The 13746-nt window shown below is 30.0% G+C and carries 23 protein-coding genes; 21 read left to right on the plus strand and 2 right to left on the minus strand.

All coding sequences use genetic code 11. From position 1 onward, the window contains the following. The first annotated feature begins 21 nt into the window (after positions 1-21). The 21 genes from ACOQN8_RS08325 (at position 22) to ACOQN8_RS08425 (ending at position 10298) form a co-directional block, all read left to right on the plus strand. On the plus strand, positions 22-1620 hold the full coding sequence (locus ACOQN8_RS08325; RefSeq protein WP_420552330.1) for a vitamin K epoxide reductase family protein: 1599 nt from the start codon (positions 22-24) through the stop codon (positions 1618-1620). Between the two features lie 131 nt (positions 1621-1751). After that, positions 1752-1916: a hypothetical protein gene (locus tag ACOQN8_RS08330; RefSeq protein ID WP_420552331.1), complete on the plus strand. Its 165-nt coding sequence runs from the start codon at positions 1752-1754 to the stop codon at positions 1914-1916. A 33-nt stretch (positions 1917-1949) separates the two neighbouring features. After that, positions 1950-2108, plus strand: coding sequence for a hypothetical protein (locus ACOQN8_RS08335; RefSeq protein WP_272151292.1), 159 nt, complete (start codon positions 1950-1952; stop codon positions 2106-2108). 2 nt (positions 2109-2110) lie between these two features. After that, on the plus strand, positions 2111-2302 hold the full coding sequence (locus tag ACOQN8_RS08340) for a hypothetical protein (protein WP_420552332.1): 192 nt from the start codon (positions 2111-2113) through the stop codon (positions 2300-2302). A 15-nt stretch (positions 2303-2317) separates the two neighbouring features. Beyond that, complete coding sequence (locus ACOQN8_RS08345) at positions 2318-2569, plus strand: hypothetical protein (protein ID WP_272151294.1); 252 nt, start codon at positions 2318-2320, stop codon at positions 2567-2569. A 61-nt stretch (positions 2570-2630) separates the two neighbouring features. Continuing rightward, entirely contained in the window at positions 2631-2849 is a 219-nt protein-coding gene (locus ACOQN8_RS08350; protein WP_420552333.1) for a hypothetical protein, read from the plus strand. A gap of 18 nt (positions 2850-2867) precedes the next feature. Next, positions 2868-3077 (plus strand): hypothetical protein, encoded by a 210-nt coding sequence (locus ACOQN8_RS08355; protein ID WP_420552334.1) that lies wholly within the window; start codon positions 2868-2870, stop codon positions 3075-3077. Between the two features lie 36 nt (positions 3078-3113). Continuing rightward, entirely contained in the window at positions 3114-3284 is a 171-nt protein-coding gene (locus ACOQN8_RS08360; RefSeq protein ID WP_272151298.1) for a hypothetical protein, read from the plus strand. Between the two features lie 54 nt (positions 3285-3338). After that, on the plus strand, positions 3339-5525 hold the full coding sequence (locus ACOQN8_RS08365) for a peptidase domain-containing ABC transporter (protein ID WP_272151299.1): 2187 nt from the start codon (positions 3339-3341) through the stop codon (positions 5523-5525). A 173-nt stretch (positions 5526-5698) separates the two neighbouring features. Continuing rightward, on the plus strand, positions 5699-5905 hold the full coding sequence (locus ACOQN8_RS08370) for a hypothetical protein (protein ID WP_272151300.1): 207 nt from the start codon (positions 5699-5701) through the stop codon (positions 5903-5905). A gap of 362 nt (positions 5906-6267) precedes the next feature. Next, positions 6268-6477 (plus strand): hypothetical protein, encoded by a 210-nt coding sequence (locus ACOQN8_RS08375; RefSeq protein WP_272151301.1) that lies wholly within the window; start codon positions 6268-6270, stop codon positions 6475-6477. Positions 6478-6563: 86 nt separating this feature from the next. Beyond that, a complete protein-coding gene (locus ACOQN8_RS08380; protein WP_420552335.1) occupies positions 6564-6770 on the plus strand; it encodes a hypothetical protein in 207 nt (68 codons plus the stop codon). 208 nt (positions 6771-6978) lie between these two features. Continuing rightward, entirely contained in the window at positions 6979-7149 is a 171-nt protein-coding gene (locus tag ACOQN8_RS08385; RefSeq protein ID WP_272151303.1) for a hypothetical protein, read from the plus strand. Positions 7150-7273: 124 nt separating this feature from the next. Next, a complete protein-coding gene (locus ACOQN8_RS08390) occupies positions 7274-7498 on the plus strand; it encodes a hypothetical protein (protein ID WP_272151304.1) in 225 nt (74 codons plus the stop codon). A gap of 20 nt (positions 7499-7518) precedes the next feature. After that, complete coding sequence (locus ACOQN8_RS08395) at positions 7519-7671, plus strand: hypothetical protein (protein WP_420552336.1); 153 nt, start codon at positions 7519-7521, stop codon at positions 7669-7671. Between the two features lie 43 nt (positions 7672-7714). Then, a complete protein-coding gene (locus tag ACOQN8_RS08400) occupies positions 7715-7930 on the plus strand; it encodes a hypothetical protein (RefSeq protein WP_272151306.1) in 216 nt (71 codons plus the stop codon). 91 nt (positions 7931-8021) lie between these two features. Further along, complete coding sequence (locus ACOQN8_RS08405) at positions 8022-9311, plus strand: HlyD family secretion protein (RefSeq protein ID WP_420552337.1); 1290 nt, start codon at positions 8022-8024, stop codon at positions 9309-9311. A gap of 82 nt (positions 9312-9393) precedes the next feature. Next, on the plus strand, positions 9394-9609 hold the full coding sequence (locus tag ACOQN8_RS08410) for a hypothetical protein (RefSeq protein WP_272151310.1): 216 nt from the start codon (positions 9394-9396) through the stop codon (positions 9607-9609). Positions 9610-9627: 18 nt separating this feature from the next. After that, the gene (locus ACOQN8_RS08415) at positions 9628-9867 is read left to right on the plus strand and encodes a hypothetical protein (protein WP_420552338.1); all 240 of its coding nucleotides are present in this window, start codon (positions 9628-9630) and stop codon (positions 9865-9867) included. A gap of 14 nt (positions 9868-9881) precedes the next feature. After that, on the plus strand, positions 9882-10058 hold the full coding sequence (locus tag ACOQN8_RS08420; protein ID WP_420552339.1) for a hypothetical protein: 177 nt from the start codon (positions 9882-9884) through the stop codon (positions 10056-10058). A gap of 24 nt (positions 10059-10082) precedes the next feature. Further along, positions 10083-10298 (plus strand): hypothetical protein, encoded by a 216-nt coding sequence (locus tag ACOQN8_RS08425; protein WP_420552340.1) that lies wholly within the window; start codon positions 10083-10085, stop codon positions 10296-10298. Positions 10299-10404: 106 nt separating this feature from the next. Here the strand turns inward: ACOQN8_RS08425 and ACOQN8_RS08430 are convergent, their stop codons facing one another. Then, positions 10405-12369, minus strand: coding sequence for a protein-disulfide reductase DsbD family protein (locus ACOQN8_RS08430; RefSeq protein WP_420552341.1), 1965 nt, complete (start codon positions 12367-12369; stop codon positions 10405-10407). A 26-nt stretch (positions 12370-12395) separates the two neighbouring features. Beyond that, positions 12396-13706 (minus strand): tRNA lysidine(34) synthetase TilS, encoded by a 1311-nt coding sequence (gene tilS / locus ACOQN8_RS08435; RefSeq protein WP_420552342.1) that lies wholly within the window; start codon positions 13704-13706, stop codon positions 12396-12398. Between the last annotated feature and the right edge of the window lie 40 nt (positions 13707-13746).

Raw genomic sequence — 13746 nt, forward strand, 5'->3', positions numbered from 1 at the left:
CTACTCTAAAAAATATAACTTTTGAAAGACACATTAATCAATTTAGTACAGAGATTATTACGAAAAAACCGCATATCCTTTGATAAAGAAGAACTATCATTTCAAATTCAAAGTCATCCTTCTTATCCAAGTTTACATGCTATAACAGGAGTCTTAGATCATTTTAATATAGAAAATGTTGCTGCTGATGTACCTGTAAACACTGAAACTTTATTACAATTACCTGATTGTTTTATTGCACAAGTAACTACTGAAAATGGTAAAGATTTAATTGTTGTTGAAAGAAAAGGATTAGATTATACACTGTATGATACAGAAGGAAAAAAACAAAAACTTTCAGAAAGCGAATTCCTTCAAAAGTTTACAGGAATCATAGTTGCTGTTGAAAAAACAGAAGATAGTACATCGGGAAAAACAGCTTCAAATATAGGAAGTATTCTAGCTACAAGTGTTTTATCACTTTTAGCTGTCTTTATGATATATCAAAGTTCAGCATCTTTATATACCATTGCTTATTTAATACTTTCTGTTGTTGGATTAGTAACTAGTATTGCTATTGTAAAACAAGAGCTTGGTTTAAAAACATCTATAGGGGATGCTTTTTGTTCAGGAACAGATGATAAAAAAGATTGTGATGCTGTCTTAACTTCCAAAGGAGCAGAAATTATAAAAGGATATAAATTAAGTGATTTTAGTATTCTATATTTTATAGGATTAACTGCTTTAACATTTGTCCAAGCAGCTAATCCTGTTATTTCATATACTATAAGTTTAGTAGCAATCCCAGTTACCTTATATTCTATTTACTATCAATATGCTGTAGTAAAGAAATGGTGTATGTTATGTTTAAGTATTGTAGGAGTATTATGGGTACAAGCTTTAATACCTGTACTAACGAGTACTTATATCAATAGCTTTATACTTACTGATGTTGTGTTGTTTGGTTTTGTAGCAGTCGCTACTTGGTTAACATGGTTTTATGTAAAGCCTTTAATTACAGATGTAAATGAGTTGAAAAAAGAAAAAATAGAGAATGTAAAGTTTAAGAGAAACTATACCTTATTTGAAAGCTTATTACACAAGGAGCCACAATTAAACACACAATTAGATAATAGCAAAGAAATTGTTTTTGGGAATCCAAATTCAAGACTAGAAGTAGTCATTGTAACCAATCCTTTTTGTGGACATTGTAAACCAGTTCATCAGCATGTAGATGCTATTTTAAATAGGTATGAAAACAATGTAAAAATAAAGGTTCGCTTTAATATTAGCACTAAAGATACCAATAGTGATGTTGTTAAAATTACAAGTAGATTACTTGAGATTTATAATACTCAAGGAGCTCCACAATGTTTACAAGCAATGGATGAGATTTATGAAGGAGAGAAACCTTCAGTATGGCTACAAAAATGGGGAGAGTGTATAGACTCAACAACATATGTAGCTGAATTAGAAAAAGAAAATGTTTGGTGTAAGGAGAATGCCATCAATTTTACTCCAGAAATCTTAATCAATGGAAGATCATTTCCAAAAGAATATAGCCGTACAGATTTAATCTTCTTTATAGAAGAGTTAGAAGAAAGCAGTCAGCCTGTTATATCCATGAAAACGGTATCATAAAAACATGATAAAAAAGACAAAGCCCTAAAAAAGGGCTTTGCTTTAGAACAAAATTCTCTCGCGAAGAATAGACACAAAGGTGAGTGTCTTTAAATGTTCACCGCAAAAGTAATTTTTTTTAAATATTAATTATGAAAAAATCAATCTTAAATTTAGGAAAGGCTTTAAATAAAGCGGAACAAAGAAAAGTTCAGGGAGGAAAACCGATAATTTGTTATTCAAATCCTATCTGTCCACCATCATTTGACTATTGTATTGTTTATGGAAACAATTGTGAATACCTAGGAGGTTTATAAAATAGTAATAAGTTAATTTTTAAAATTTTAATTATGAAAAACTCAATTTTAAACTTAGGTAAAGTTCTAAATAAAGCAGAACAACAAACTATTAATGGTGGAAGAAAACAATGTGATTCTAATCATGATGGTATATGTGAAGACTCAGGTAGACACTGTTCTGAATTTTATTGTCAATTTATGCCTTTCTAATTATGAAAAACTCAATTTTAAATTTAGGAAAGATTTTAAATAAGGAGACTCAAAAGAAAATTAACGGAGGATTTGGAACGTCATGTAATGGTTTTGCTATGTACTATGTAAGTAATTGTGGATCATGCGTGAATACTATTCTACCAGGAGCACCAACATTCTGTAGAAGAAATTGTTGTGTAATGGCTTATTAACTAAAAAATTAAATCATGAAAAACTCAATTTTAAATATAGGGAATGTTTTAAATAAAGAAACACAAAAGAAGATTACTGGAGGAAACGGAGCTCTAGGTTTTTGTGATGCAAACGGAGATTGCCCTACTGGTACTCATTGCCAAGGTTATGTTTGTGTAAGAAGTGGTTCTTCTGGTGGAGGAAACACAGGAGGAGGAAATACAGGTGGAGGTTGTGTTCCTGATAGATTTTGTGTTGATGAGTTTGATACTTGTTGCATAGGATAGAGTATGAAAAAATCATGAATTCTAGCAATTCATAAGATTAATTAGAAAAACATTCAAATCAATGAAAAAATCAATTTTAAATATAGGAAAGGCTTTAAATAAAGAAAGTCAAAAAGAAATTTTTGGAGGAAATCCGATTCTTTCACCAATCAAATTTAAGTGCTTGGTAAATTATGGAGATAAAAGATGTTGTACACCAAGTGAGTGTGGTAATACGGGAGGTGTATGGAATCCTAATGCTTGGGGTTATGGAACTTCAACAAACTGTATTTGCTTTTAAACTTTAAAAACACTAACCATGAAAAAACAAATTTTAAACTTAGGAAAGGCTTTAAATAAAAGTGAACAAAAAAGTATAGAAGGTGGATGGAGAATAAAACCATTTAAATGTTGTGATCCAGCAATGCAATGTTGTACAACTAGCCATTTAGCTCAAAATAACGCAAGTTGTGGAGGTACTTATATTTCTGGATGTCAATACCATCCTGCAAGTAACTGCTGTATTTAAACCAAAAAGATTATTAATCTTAAAAATCATTTAGTTATGAAAAAACAAATTTTAAATTTAGGAAAGGCTTTAAACAAAACGGAGCAACAAATTATTCAAGGGGGTAATGGAGTATTACATCCTTGTAATAGTGCTTCAGATTGCAACGTTTTTTCTGGTCCTTCAGAATGCATAAATGGAGTATGTATTTATGCTTGGAACCAATAATGTAAAAAAGAGATAAGAATTACTCTTATCTCTTTTTAATTAAAATATTTTTGCTTGAAAAAATTCCCAAATTACCAACAAACAGAGGCCAAAGATTGTGGACCTACTTGTATTAAAATCATAGCAAAACACTATGGTAAAACTATTAATACACAACAGTTAAGAAACTTAAGTGAAACTACTAGAGAAGGAAGTAGTTTGTTAGGTTTAAGCGAAGCTGTTGAATCTATTGGTTTTAGATCTTTAGGTGTAAAACTAGCTTATAAAAAACTATTAGAAGCGCCATTACCATGTATTGTACACTGGAATAAAAATCATTATGTGGTGCTTTATAAAATTAAAAAAGATACAGTTTATATCTCCGATCCTGCTCATGGACTCATCACTTTTACTAAAGAAGAGTTTATTCAACATTGGATAGGAAATAATGCTGATGAAAATACAGAAGAAGGAATTGTACTACTAGTAGAACCTACTCCTAAGTTTTATAGTGAAGAATTTGAAGAAGACGAAAAATTTGGATTCTCATTCATATTCAAATACTTATTCAAATACAAAAAATTTATTGTACAGCTAATTATAGGGTTGTTAGCTGGAAGTTTATTACAATTAATCCTACCTTTTTTAACACAAAGTATTGTAGATGTTGGTATTGAAAATCAAGATTTAAATTTTGTTTACCTTATTCTATTTGCTCAACTATTCCTGTTTATAGGAAAGGCTTCTTTGGAAATTATTAGAAGTTGGATTTTATTACATCTAAGTACCAGGATTAATATTTCTTTAATCTCTGATTTCTTTATCAAATTAATGAAATTACCTATTTCTTATTTTGATGTTCGAATGACAGGAGATTTATTACAAAGAATCAACGATCATAAACGTATTGAAAGAATCTTAACCACATCATCATTAACCGTATTATTCTCTTTCTTTAACCTAATTATCTTCAGTTTAGTTCTAGGATATTACAGCTTGCAAATATTTGGAGTATTTGTACTTGGAAGTGTTTTATACTTTGGATGGGTACTCTTCTTTTTCAAAAAACGAAAAGAATTAGACTACAAACGATTCTCACAAGTAAGTCAAGAACAAAGTAAAGTAATTGAGCTTATCAATGGAATGCAAGAGATTAAACTTCACAATGCAGAAAGACGCATGCGCTGGAACTGGGAATATGTACAAGCTCGTTTATTTAAAGTAGCTACTAAGAGTTTAGCTTTAGAACAAACACAAAGTGTAGGGTCTAACTTTATCAACGAACTTAAAAATATGTTCATCACTGTTTTATCGGCAAAGTTGGTTATAGATGGACAAATAAGTTTAGGTATGATGATGGCTATTAGTTATATCGTTGGACAATTAAACGGTCCTATTACTCAGCTGATTAATTTTATGAGAGATGTACAGGATGCACAAATATCAGTAGATCGGTTAGGTGAAATTCATAATATGGAAGATGAAGAAAATCCAGATGATGAGAAAGTAACCAATATTCCAGAGAATGCTGCAATTACACTAAAGAACATTTCTTTTAGATACACAGGAGGATTAGAACCAGTACTTAAAGATTTATCATTAGAAATACCTGCTAATAAAACCACTGCTATTGTTGGAGTTAGTGGAAGTGGAAAAACAACACTAATGAAATTATTACTTGGGTTTTACCAGGTAGACCAAGGAGATATTATGATTAATAATTTTAATCTGAAAAACATCTCACAAAAAGAATGGAGAAGAAACTCAGGAGTGGTAATGCAAGAGGGATATATTTTTAATGACTCCATAGCTAAAAACATTGCTGTAGGAGAAGATTATGTAGACAAAGAAAAACTAGCACATGCTATTGATGTAGCTAACATCTCAGATTATATAGAAGGACTTCCTTTAGGATACAATACTAAAATAGGAAGTGAAGGAAATGGATTGAGTACAGGACAAAAACAACGTTTATTAATCGCTCGATCGGTATATAAAAACCCAAAGTTTTTATTCTTTGATGAAGCAACTTCAGCTTTAGATGCCAACAATGAAAAGGTGATTATGGAGAAGTTAAACACATTTTTTGCTAATAAAACAGCTGTGGTTATTGCTCACAGACTAAGTACTGTAAAGAATGCACATCAAATAGTTGTATTAGACAAAGGAAATATTATAGAGAAAGGTTCTCATGAAGAACTTATCAAATTAAAAGGAAGTTATTATCACCTAGTCAAAAATCAACTTGACTTGGGTAAGTAGTTACATATAAAAGTTGTTATTATGAAATAAAGACTGATTAATCTTCGAATATATCAAATTGCTAAACATAGCTCATAATAATAAGTAAAAATCCCTCGCGAGGAATAGACATAAACCTTGAGTGTCTTTAAATAGTTCAAGGATTTAATCAAATTAATTAAATCTTAAAAGTGATGAAAAAAACAATTTTAAACTTAGGTAGAGCTTTACATAAAGCTGAACAAAAAAATGTTAAAGGAGGATTTGGTATTGTAGATAGAGATGGAAGAGATTGTAGATATCCATATTGTTTAAATAATTTCGGTAGATGTGTACATAATATCCATGGATGTGGTAGTGGTGCAGGAGGAGAAGATGGAGATATCCTTACTTGGTTTTAAGACATAAAAAACATAGAGGTGTTCTTCTTTTAGAGCACCTTATCAAATAATTGCGTGAGATATAAGAAAATTATGATAGAAAAATTTGTTAGAGTTTTTCTGAAAAAATAAGGAACTTAATTATCGACTAGTTAAAAATTGCTATTAGAATAGGTGATAATATATAGACTCTTCATTATTAGAATATCAGTTTTAGGTTTTTCATGAAAAATGAAATAAAATAAATGAAGAGTAAAAATGAAGTAATAGAATTACTTCATTCAATTCATAATGACGAATAAAATTTCCTCGCGAAAAATAGACACAACCCTTGAGTGTCTTTAAAAGATCAAGGATTTAATCAATTTTATAATTCTTTTAAAATGAAAAAGGAACTTTCAAAAGTAGGTGTAATTCTAGGTAAAACTGAGCAACAATTAATTAAAGGTGGTAGTGATAATTGTGATTATTATGCTAGGATAAACCTTTGTTTTGCTGATAATGATCCATATTGTAAACCATGTAGTCAAATAGGTAATTATCCAGGAGCAGCTTCTTGCGTTAATTTAGATAATGGTTGCTTTGAACTTTAGGATTAATATTCTCTCGCAAAGAATAGACACAACCCTTGAGTGTCTTTAAAAGATCAAGGATTTAATCAATTTTAATACATCTTAAAATGAAAAAATCAATTTTAAATCTAGGAAAGGCTTTAAATAAAGTAGAGCAAAAAGAAATTAGTGGAGGTTTCATACCTACTTTATATCAATTCTGTTGTACAAGAACGCAAGGTTTTTGGATTAGTCAATACCCTTTTATAGGGAATGATCCTTTTTATACTTGTACAGGAGGTGTATGCTCTGGTGGTAATGATCTTCTATGGTAAAATGAAAAAGTCAATTTTAAACTTAGGAAAATCTTTAGCTAAAAAAGAGCTTAAGAAGATCAAAGGAAGTGAAGGGACACGATGTGTTGAGTGGTGTAGTGATGGTACATGTAATTGCTGGTCTAATTTTGATTTCTGCCCTTATGAGACAGATCCTTGTCCATTTTAAAGATTCAGAATAATTAAATAATATAAAAAATATAGAATAATGAAAAAATCAATTTTAAATCTTGGAAAAGTCTTAAATAAAGATGAGCAAAAAAAAGTTAATGGAGGAGTTAACTGTTTTGATTGCCAAAGTTACTGTATAGCGAATAGTGGAGGCGATCGAATGGTGTATGGAGTATGTATGGGAGAATGTATTGCTCAATACTGTTAAGCTAATTTATAAGCCTTTTAATAAAACTAGGCTAAGTTCTGAAAAATATCTCTCGTAGAGAATAGACGCAAACCTTGAGTGTCTTTAAATGATCAAGGATTTTTATCAATTTAAATTTTTTAAAATGAAAAAATCAATTTTAAATGTCGGTAAGGCTTTAAACAAAGCTGAGCAGAAATCTATTAATGGAGGACAACAATTTTACGGACCATGTTTTGAGTGGTGTGCCGATCCTTATTTACAACAAGTTTTTTGGAAGCCATTAAACTGTAGCTGTAATACAGGAGGTAGCTCAGGTGGAGGAAACTCAGGTGGAGGAAACGGCGGAGGTCCAGTTGATCCTGTATAAGAATCATTAATTGTAAAAAGATGAAAAACTCAATATTAAATCTTGGAAAAGTTCTAAATAAAAAAGAGCAAAAAGGGGTTAATGGTGGTTTATACTGGTGTGCAGGAGGAAACACTCACACTACTAATCGTTGGTGTCCTGTACGTTGTTTTATGGGAAACTGTTTATTGTAAAAAAAAATAACTAACACTCTTAAAAGAGTATAAAAATTAAATTATGAAAAAATCAATTTTAAAATTAGGAAAAGCTTTAAATAAAACAGAACAAAAAAAAGTAAACGGAGGATCTCCTTGCGATTATTATATAAATAATGGATTATGTTTTGGTCCAGTACCAGGATGTTTGCCTTGTGGTCAAATGAGCGGATATCCAGGAGCAAGTAGATGTGTATTAGTACATGCTTCTTGTATGGATGAAGGTGAGTTAAATTAAAAAACACTTAACTATAACAAGGGTAAATTATTTTATCCTTATAAGGGAAGCAATTTATTGCTTCCCTTAGCTTAATCAAACCTAATAAAATATGCCAAGAGAAATAGAAGATATAGAAATTCGCAGTGAAGAAGTACAAGAAATCTTAAATCAAGTACCCAATTGGATGATTCGTTGGGGAAATACCTTATTCTTATTATTAATTCTTTTACTTTTATTTATCTCATGGTTTGTTAAGTATCCTGATGTAATTACTTCTGAGGTAATGGTAACTACCTCATTTCCTCCTGAAAAAATATATGCAAAATCAACGGGGCAGTTCGAAGTTTTTTTAGCTAGTGAAGAGAAAAACGTTTCTAAAAATGAAGTACTCGCTGTTATAGATAATAGTGCATCTTATAAAGATGTATTATTATTAAAAAGTATTGTTGATACCATTAGTAGAGATAAAGATAAATTTTCTTTTCCTATTAACAAGATTCCTCCTTTACTCTTAGGAGATATTACGGTGAGTTATTCACAATTTCAAAATGATTATACAGAGTATGATTTAAACGAGAAACTCACACCCTTTAAATCTGAAAGCCTTGCTAATGAAAGATCTCTTATAGAAGCCAAGAGCAGATTAATTACTTTAAACTCACAAAAAGCAATTGATCAAAAAAAATTACAAATCCAAAAAAAGGATTTAGAACGAAGTGAAAGTTTATTTGAACAAGGAGTAATTTCAGCGAAACAAGTTGAGCAAAAAAAAGTAGATTATTTACAATTCGAAAAAGCTTATAAAGGTTTAGAAGCCTCTGTATCACAAATTAGAGAATTAATTGGTAATTCAGCTAAAAATCTACAAGGTACTTCTATAAAGAAAACACAAAATGACATTCGTTTAAAAAACAAAGCAATTCAATCGTTTTTATACTTAAAGAAAGCAATAAAGGATTGGGAAAAGCAATATGCTTTAACCTCTTCTATCAATGGTAAAGTATCATTTTTATCATTTTGGAATAAAAATCAAACAGTAAAAACAGGAGAATTAATTTTTATTGTAGTTCCAACAGAAGGAAACTCATTTATAGGAAAAATAAAAGCTCCAGCAGCGAATTCAGGAAAGATAAAGAAAGGACAAAAGGTTCAGATCAAATTATTGAATTACCCATCAGATGAGTTTGGAGAATTAAATGGAACCGTTAAATCAATATCCTTAATTCCAAATGAAGAAGGAAGTTATTTAATAGATGTAGACTTACCACAGGACTTAAAAACTACTTATGGTAAAAAAATAGCTTTCAGACAAGAAATGAAAGGAACTGCAAATATTGTAACTGAAGATTTACGCTTGATAGAACGTTTTTTCTATCAACTTAGAAATATTATTAAATAAATATTCTTTCGCGAAGAATAGACACAATCCTTGAGTGTCGTTAAATGATCAAGGATTTAATTAATTTTTAAATTCATATAAAATGAAAAAATCAATTTTAAATGTAGGAAAAGCTCTAAACAAAATTGAGCAAAAAGCTATCAATGGAGGAGAAGGTCCTGGAGAAGGAAATAATAATGATGGACCAAATAGCAGAGGATGTTATGAACAACCTGTTGCTAATGTAAACTGTGTAAGTCCTTGGGTGTATTTTCCAGGATGTGGTTATCAATGTATGATTGCGCCTTTAGAGCCTTAATAATTAAACTGTTTAGAAATGAAAAAATCAATTATAAGTTTAGGGAAAACTCTAAACAAAAAAGAGCAAAAATTAATTAATGGAGGAGGGATTACTTTCATAGGAAGTAGTTGTTATACATCTATGAGTAGATGTAATAGTGCTATGGCTGCAGCTATTTCTAATGGAGCAGATCCAGCTCAAACAAGTTGTGAACCATGTACCTTACATTGGGGAGGTTCAGGATTTGAAGTAAGAATTTATGGAACATTATTTTAAAATATAATAGAGTTATGAAAAAATCAATTTTAAATATTGGTAAGGCTTTAAATAAAGCAGAACAAAGAACTATTAATGGAGGAAAGCACGAAAGTTGTTTAACTCATAAAGATTGTCCTGCAGGACAAGGATGTTGCCCACAATTGGAACTGTGTTTTAGAGACGATTATCCAGGGTGTCATTTAATCTAATTTTTTTAATTATAAATTTATAAAATGAAAAAGCAAATTTTAAATTTAGGAAAGTCTTTATCAAAAGCAGAGCAAATAGCAATTAATGGAGGGTCGGTTTGCGATTATTATATAGATAATGGATTGTGTTTTGGTCCAGTTCCAGGTTGTTTATCTTGTAATCAATTATCTAATTATCCTGATGCAATAGGATGTGTAAGAATACATATTGATTGCTTTGAAGGAGGAATTCCTCTTTAATATATTTATAAAAAGAAAATCTAAAAGTTTTTAAAAGTTAGATTTCATGTATAAAAAAAGCCTCTTAATAAAATTAAGAGGCTTTTAATTTATTTACTAACTTATATTAATTGTTGTTAAAACGATCTAAACCAGTTTTTAACCACTTATAATAAGTTGAATGATCGGTATATTGTTGAGGAGAGTTAAGTACCTCTAAAGTTGGACTCATTAATACATAGAAAGGTTGTGAAGCAGTTTTAAAGTTTGCTGCTTGTAATGTAGCCCATTTATCACCGTAAGTTCTAATTCTTTTTACTTTTCCATTTGGTTTAATAAAATCGAATTGTTGATCTTCTGGTAATTTTCTTTCATGATCATCTACATATAATGAGATTAATACATAATCATCGTTGATTAATGAATAGATATCTGGTTGACTCCAAATATTTTCTTCCATCTTACGACAGTTAACACATGCCCAACCTGTAAAATCTAATAAAACAGGTTTGTTTACAGACTTAGCATAAGCAATACCTTCTTCAAAATCTTTGAAACAATTTAAGTTAAGAGGACATTGGTTGTCTGTTTTATATATACTGTGAAACTTAGGTGGAGCAAATCCACTTAATAATTTTCCTTGATTCCATGCTGGTTTTTCCATAACACCTGGAGCTAAGTATACAGCAGCTGCTAAAGCAGTTAAACCAAGTAAAACTCTAAAGAAAGAAATTTTACCATACTTTTTTCCGATGATACCAAATAAATAAAGAGCCATTAAGAAAGCAATTAATGCCCATATTCCAATGAAAACCTCTCTTTTTAATACTCCCCAGTGACCAACTAAATCTGCATTAGATAAGAATTTAAATGCAAATGCTAATTCTAAGAAACCTAAAACTACTTTTACAGTATTTAACCATCCTCCAGATTTTGGTAAAGAATTTAACCATCCTGGAAACATTGCAAATAAAGCAAATGGTAATGCTAATGCAGTACCGAAACCTATCATACCAGCAGATAATTGCATTGCTCCTCCATTAGTACCTAATGATCCTGCTAATAAAGATCCTAAGATAGGTCCTGTACAAGAGAATGATACGATAGCTAAAGTTAATGCCATAAAGAAAGTACCAATAATACCTCCAATATTTGAAGCGCTATCAGCTTTATTACTCCAAGAGCTTGGTAATGTTAATTCGTAGAAACCAAAGAATGATCCTGCGAAGAATATAAGTACCACAAAGAAAAATACATTTAACCAAATGTTAGTTGAAATAGTATTTAAAATTTCTGGGTCTAAAGTATCTAAATAGTGAAATGGTAAACTTAAAAGTCCGTAAATTAAAACGATAAAGAAACCATATAATAAAGCGCTACCTATTCCTTTTCCTTTTTTCTCAGAACGCTTTGTAAAAAACGATACAGTTAAAGGAACCATTGGGAAAACACATGGAGTTAAAAAGGCTAACAAACCTCCAACAAATCCTAATAAGAAAATGTTAAACAAAGTATCACCTTCTTCGTCATTAGTTTTTTCAGTAGAACTCTTTAATAAAATTGTGTTTTTTAAGTTTAAGTTCAATGTTTGTGATAAAGACTGACTTTTATCATCAACTTCTGCTACAGTTTGAACAACTTCTTCACCAGTTAAAGAGAAAGTAAAATCTTCATCAAAAGGTAAACAGTATTCCTTACATATTTGAGCATCTAAGTTAAGTGTAATTTGAGTTAAACTTGGGTCAGAAACAGTAATTCGTTGAATTAATCTAGCTTCATCAACAAAAAAGATTTCATCTTTTCCCCAAATTTCACTGAATTCAGTTTCAGTTTCACTTTCTTTAGCTTTACCATTAAGTGTATAACCAGTTTGTCCTTCTGCAGGAGCAATAGTCATTGGTAAAGAAGCATCTTCTGGATTGTATTGCGAGTATAAGTGCCAATCTTCAGCAATTTCTACTTCGAAAATTAAGTCGTATTCAGTGTCCGAAATTTTTTCAACGGTAGGAGTTACAACAATAGGATTGTCATCTGATTGAGAGTAAACCGTAAAACCTATGAACAATAAAAATAGAGTAAAGAATTTTTTCATTCGAGTTAGTTTATAAGGGGTTGTTTTTATATAGTTATTCTTAATAATTGGGTTGTGTTGTTAGAGGATACAAAACGTCTGTCCTGTCGTTTTCCGATAATCCATATTATTTCATTATCACCTGAACAAAGCAACCAAATGTTTTTTTTGTCAAAAACAGATATCTTTTCGTCTTTAAAATATTTACTTAACTTTTTTTTACCTACCATTCCAGTAGGATAAAAATAATCACCCTTTTCCCATTTTCTTAGGATGAGGGGGTAATTTAATAAATTTTTATCGACATAAATAGTATTTATATCTGTTCTTGTCTTTTTTTGAACGTTTTTAAATAATAAGTTAATGGGACTTACTATTTGGGTGTTTTCTTTATAAATGATAACTCGTTCATTTTCAGACGAGCTGTTTTTATTAGTGCGTAAAAGTAATAAAAAATCTCTGTCTTTCAATAAAGTATAGAAATTTGTTGATACTTTCTTACCCGATTGAGCATAAATTAAATTGTAAACATCATCCCATTCAGTAAATTTATACTCTTTTAAAATCTGATATAGGTAAGCTTTTGGGTTGGAAAAAGATAAGATTTTTTTAATGTCTATTTTTATAATATCCCCTTTGTTAACAAGGACTTCAGAAGATATTTCTTTTACTTTGTCATCTACAATTTGTTGAGATTGTTTTAAAAATTCATTCGTTTTGATAAATGAATTTAATAAGCTAGGATTAACCTCTTTTAAAACAGGGATAATTTGGTGCCTTATTTTATTTCTAAGGTATTTTGTCTCAGAATTACTAGCGTCTTCTCGCCACTGAATTGCATTAGTTATGGCGAAATTCTTAATTTCTTCTCTTGAAAAAATCAATAAAGGACGTACTATATTACCATTTATAGTAGGAATTCCTGTTAAACCTTCTAAACCAGTACCTCTTGTTAAATTGATTAAAAATGTTTCTAAATTATCATCAGCATGATGAGCTGTTAAGATGTAATCGAAATCATGTTCTTTAGCTAATTCATTAAACCAATCATAACGGAGTTTTCTGGCAGCTAGTTGAATTGATAATTTATGTTTTTTAGCATACTCATCTGTTTTTAATTGAATTGTATGGGTATTTAAGGAAAGTTTTTTTCCTAAATCGTTAATAAAAACTTCATCTAAATCACTCTCTTTACCTCGTAATTGAAAGTTACAATGAGCTAATGAAATGTCAAATTTCAATTGATGTAATAAATGTGTTAAGACAACACTATCTACTCCTCCAGAAATAGCAATTAAAAGCTTTTTCTCTTTTAAAAAAGGAAGGTTGTTATTAATATGTTCAGCTAGTCTAAGCAATATGAATAGATAATTTAAAGCCTTTTTAGTTAACTAAAAA

It is taken from the genome of Tenacibaculum aiptasiae, assembly GCF_965221665.1.
In the GTDB taxonomy this organism is placed as follows: Bacteria; Bacteroidota; Bacteroidia; order Flavobacteriales; family Flavobacteriaceae; genus Polaribacter; species Polaribacter aiptasiae.

Coding starts and splice junctions, on each gene's coding strand:
- ACOQN8_RS08330 (WP_420552331.1), top strand. CDS start 1,752: ATGAAAAAATCAATCTTAAATTTAGGAAAGGCTTTAAATAAAGCGGAA.
- ACOQN8_RS08335 (WP_272151292.1), top strand. CDS start 1,950: ATGAAAAACTCAATTTTAAACTTAGGTAAAGTTCTAAATAAAGCAGAA.
- ACOQN8_RS08340 (WP_420552332.1), top strand. CDS start 2,111: ATGAAAAACTCAATTTTAAATTTAGGAAAGATTTTAAATAAGGAGACT.
- ACOQN8_RS08345 (WP_272151294.1), top strand. CDS start 2,318: ATGAAAAACTCAATTTTAAATATAGGGAATGTTTTAAATAAAGAAACA.
- ACOQN8_RS08350 (WP_420552333.1), top strand. CDS start 2,631: ATGAAAAAATCAATTTTAAATATAGGAAAGGCTTTAAATAAAGAAAGT.
- ACOQN8_RS08355 (WP_420552334.1), top strand. CDS start 2,868: ATGAAAAAACAAATTTTAAACTTAGGAAAGGCTTTAAATAAAAGTGAA.
- ACOQN8_RS08360 (WP_272151298.1), top strand. CDS start 3,114: ATGAAAAAACAAATTTTAAATTTAGGAAAGGCTTTAAACAAAACGGAG.
- ACOQN8_RS08370 (WP_272151300.1), top strand. CDS start 5,699: ATGAAAAAAACAATTTTAAACTTAGGTAGAGCTTTACATAAAGCTGAA.
- ACOQN8_RS08375 (WP_272151301.1), top strand. CDS start 6,268: ATGAAAAAGGAACTTTCAAAAGTAGGTGTAATTCTAGGTAAAACTGAG.
- ACOQN8_RS08380 (WP_420552335.1), top strand. CDS start 6,564: ATGAAAAAATCAATTTTAAATCTAGGAAAGGCTTTAAATAAAGTAGAG.
- ACOQN8_RS08385 (WP_272151303.1), top strand. CDS start 6,979: ATGAAAAAATCAATTTTAAATCTTGGAAAAGTCTTAAATAAAGATGAG.
- ACOQN8_RS08390 (WP_272151304.1), top strand. CDS start 7,274: ATGAAAAAATCAATTTTAAATGTCGGTAAGGCTTTAAACAAAGCTGAG.
- ACOQN8_RS08395 (WP_420552336.1), top strand. CDS start 7,519: ATGAAAAACTCAATATTAAATCTTGGAAAAGTTCTAAATAAAAAAGAG.
- ACOQN8_RS08400 (WP_272151306.1), top strand. CDS start 7,715: ATGAAAAAATCAATTTTAAAATTAGGAAAAGCTTTAAATAAAACAGAA.
- ACOQN8_RS08405 (WP_420552337.1), top strand. CDS start 8,022: ATGCCAAGAGAAATAGAAGATATAGAAATTCGCAGTGAAGAAGTACAA.
- ACOQN8_RS08410 (WP_272151310.1), top strand. CDS start 9,394: ATGAAAAAATCAATTTTAAATGTAGGAAAAGCTCTAAACAAAATTGAG.
- ACOQN8_RS08415 (WP_420552338.1), top strand. CDS start 9,628: ATGAAAAAATCAATTATAAGTTTAGGGAAAACTCTAAACAAAAAAGAG.
- ACOQN8_RS08420 (WP_420552339.1), top strand. CDS start 9,882: ATGAAAAAATCAATTTTAAATATTGGTAAGGCTTTAAATAAAGCAGAA.
- ACOQN8_RS08425 (WP_420552340.1), top strand. CDS start 10,083: ATGAAAAAGCAAATTTTAAATTTAGGAAAGTCTTTATCAAAAGCAGAG.
- ACOQN8_RS08430 (WP_420552341.1), bottom strand. CDS start 12,369: ATGAAAAAATTCTTTACTCTATTTTTATTGTTCATAGGTTTTACGGTT.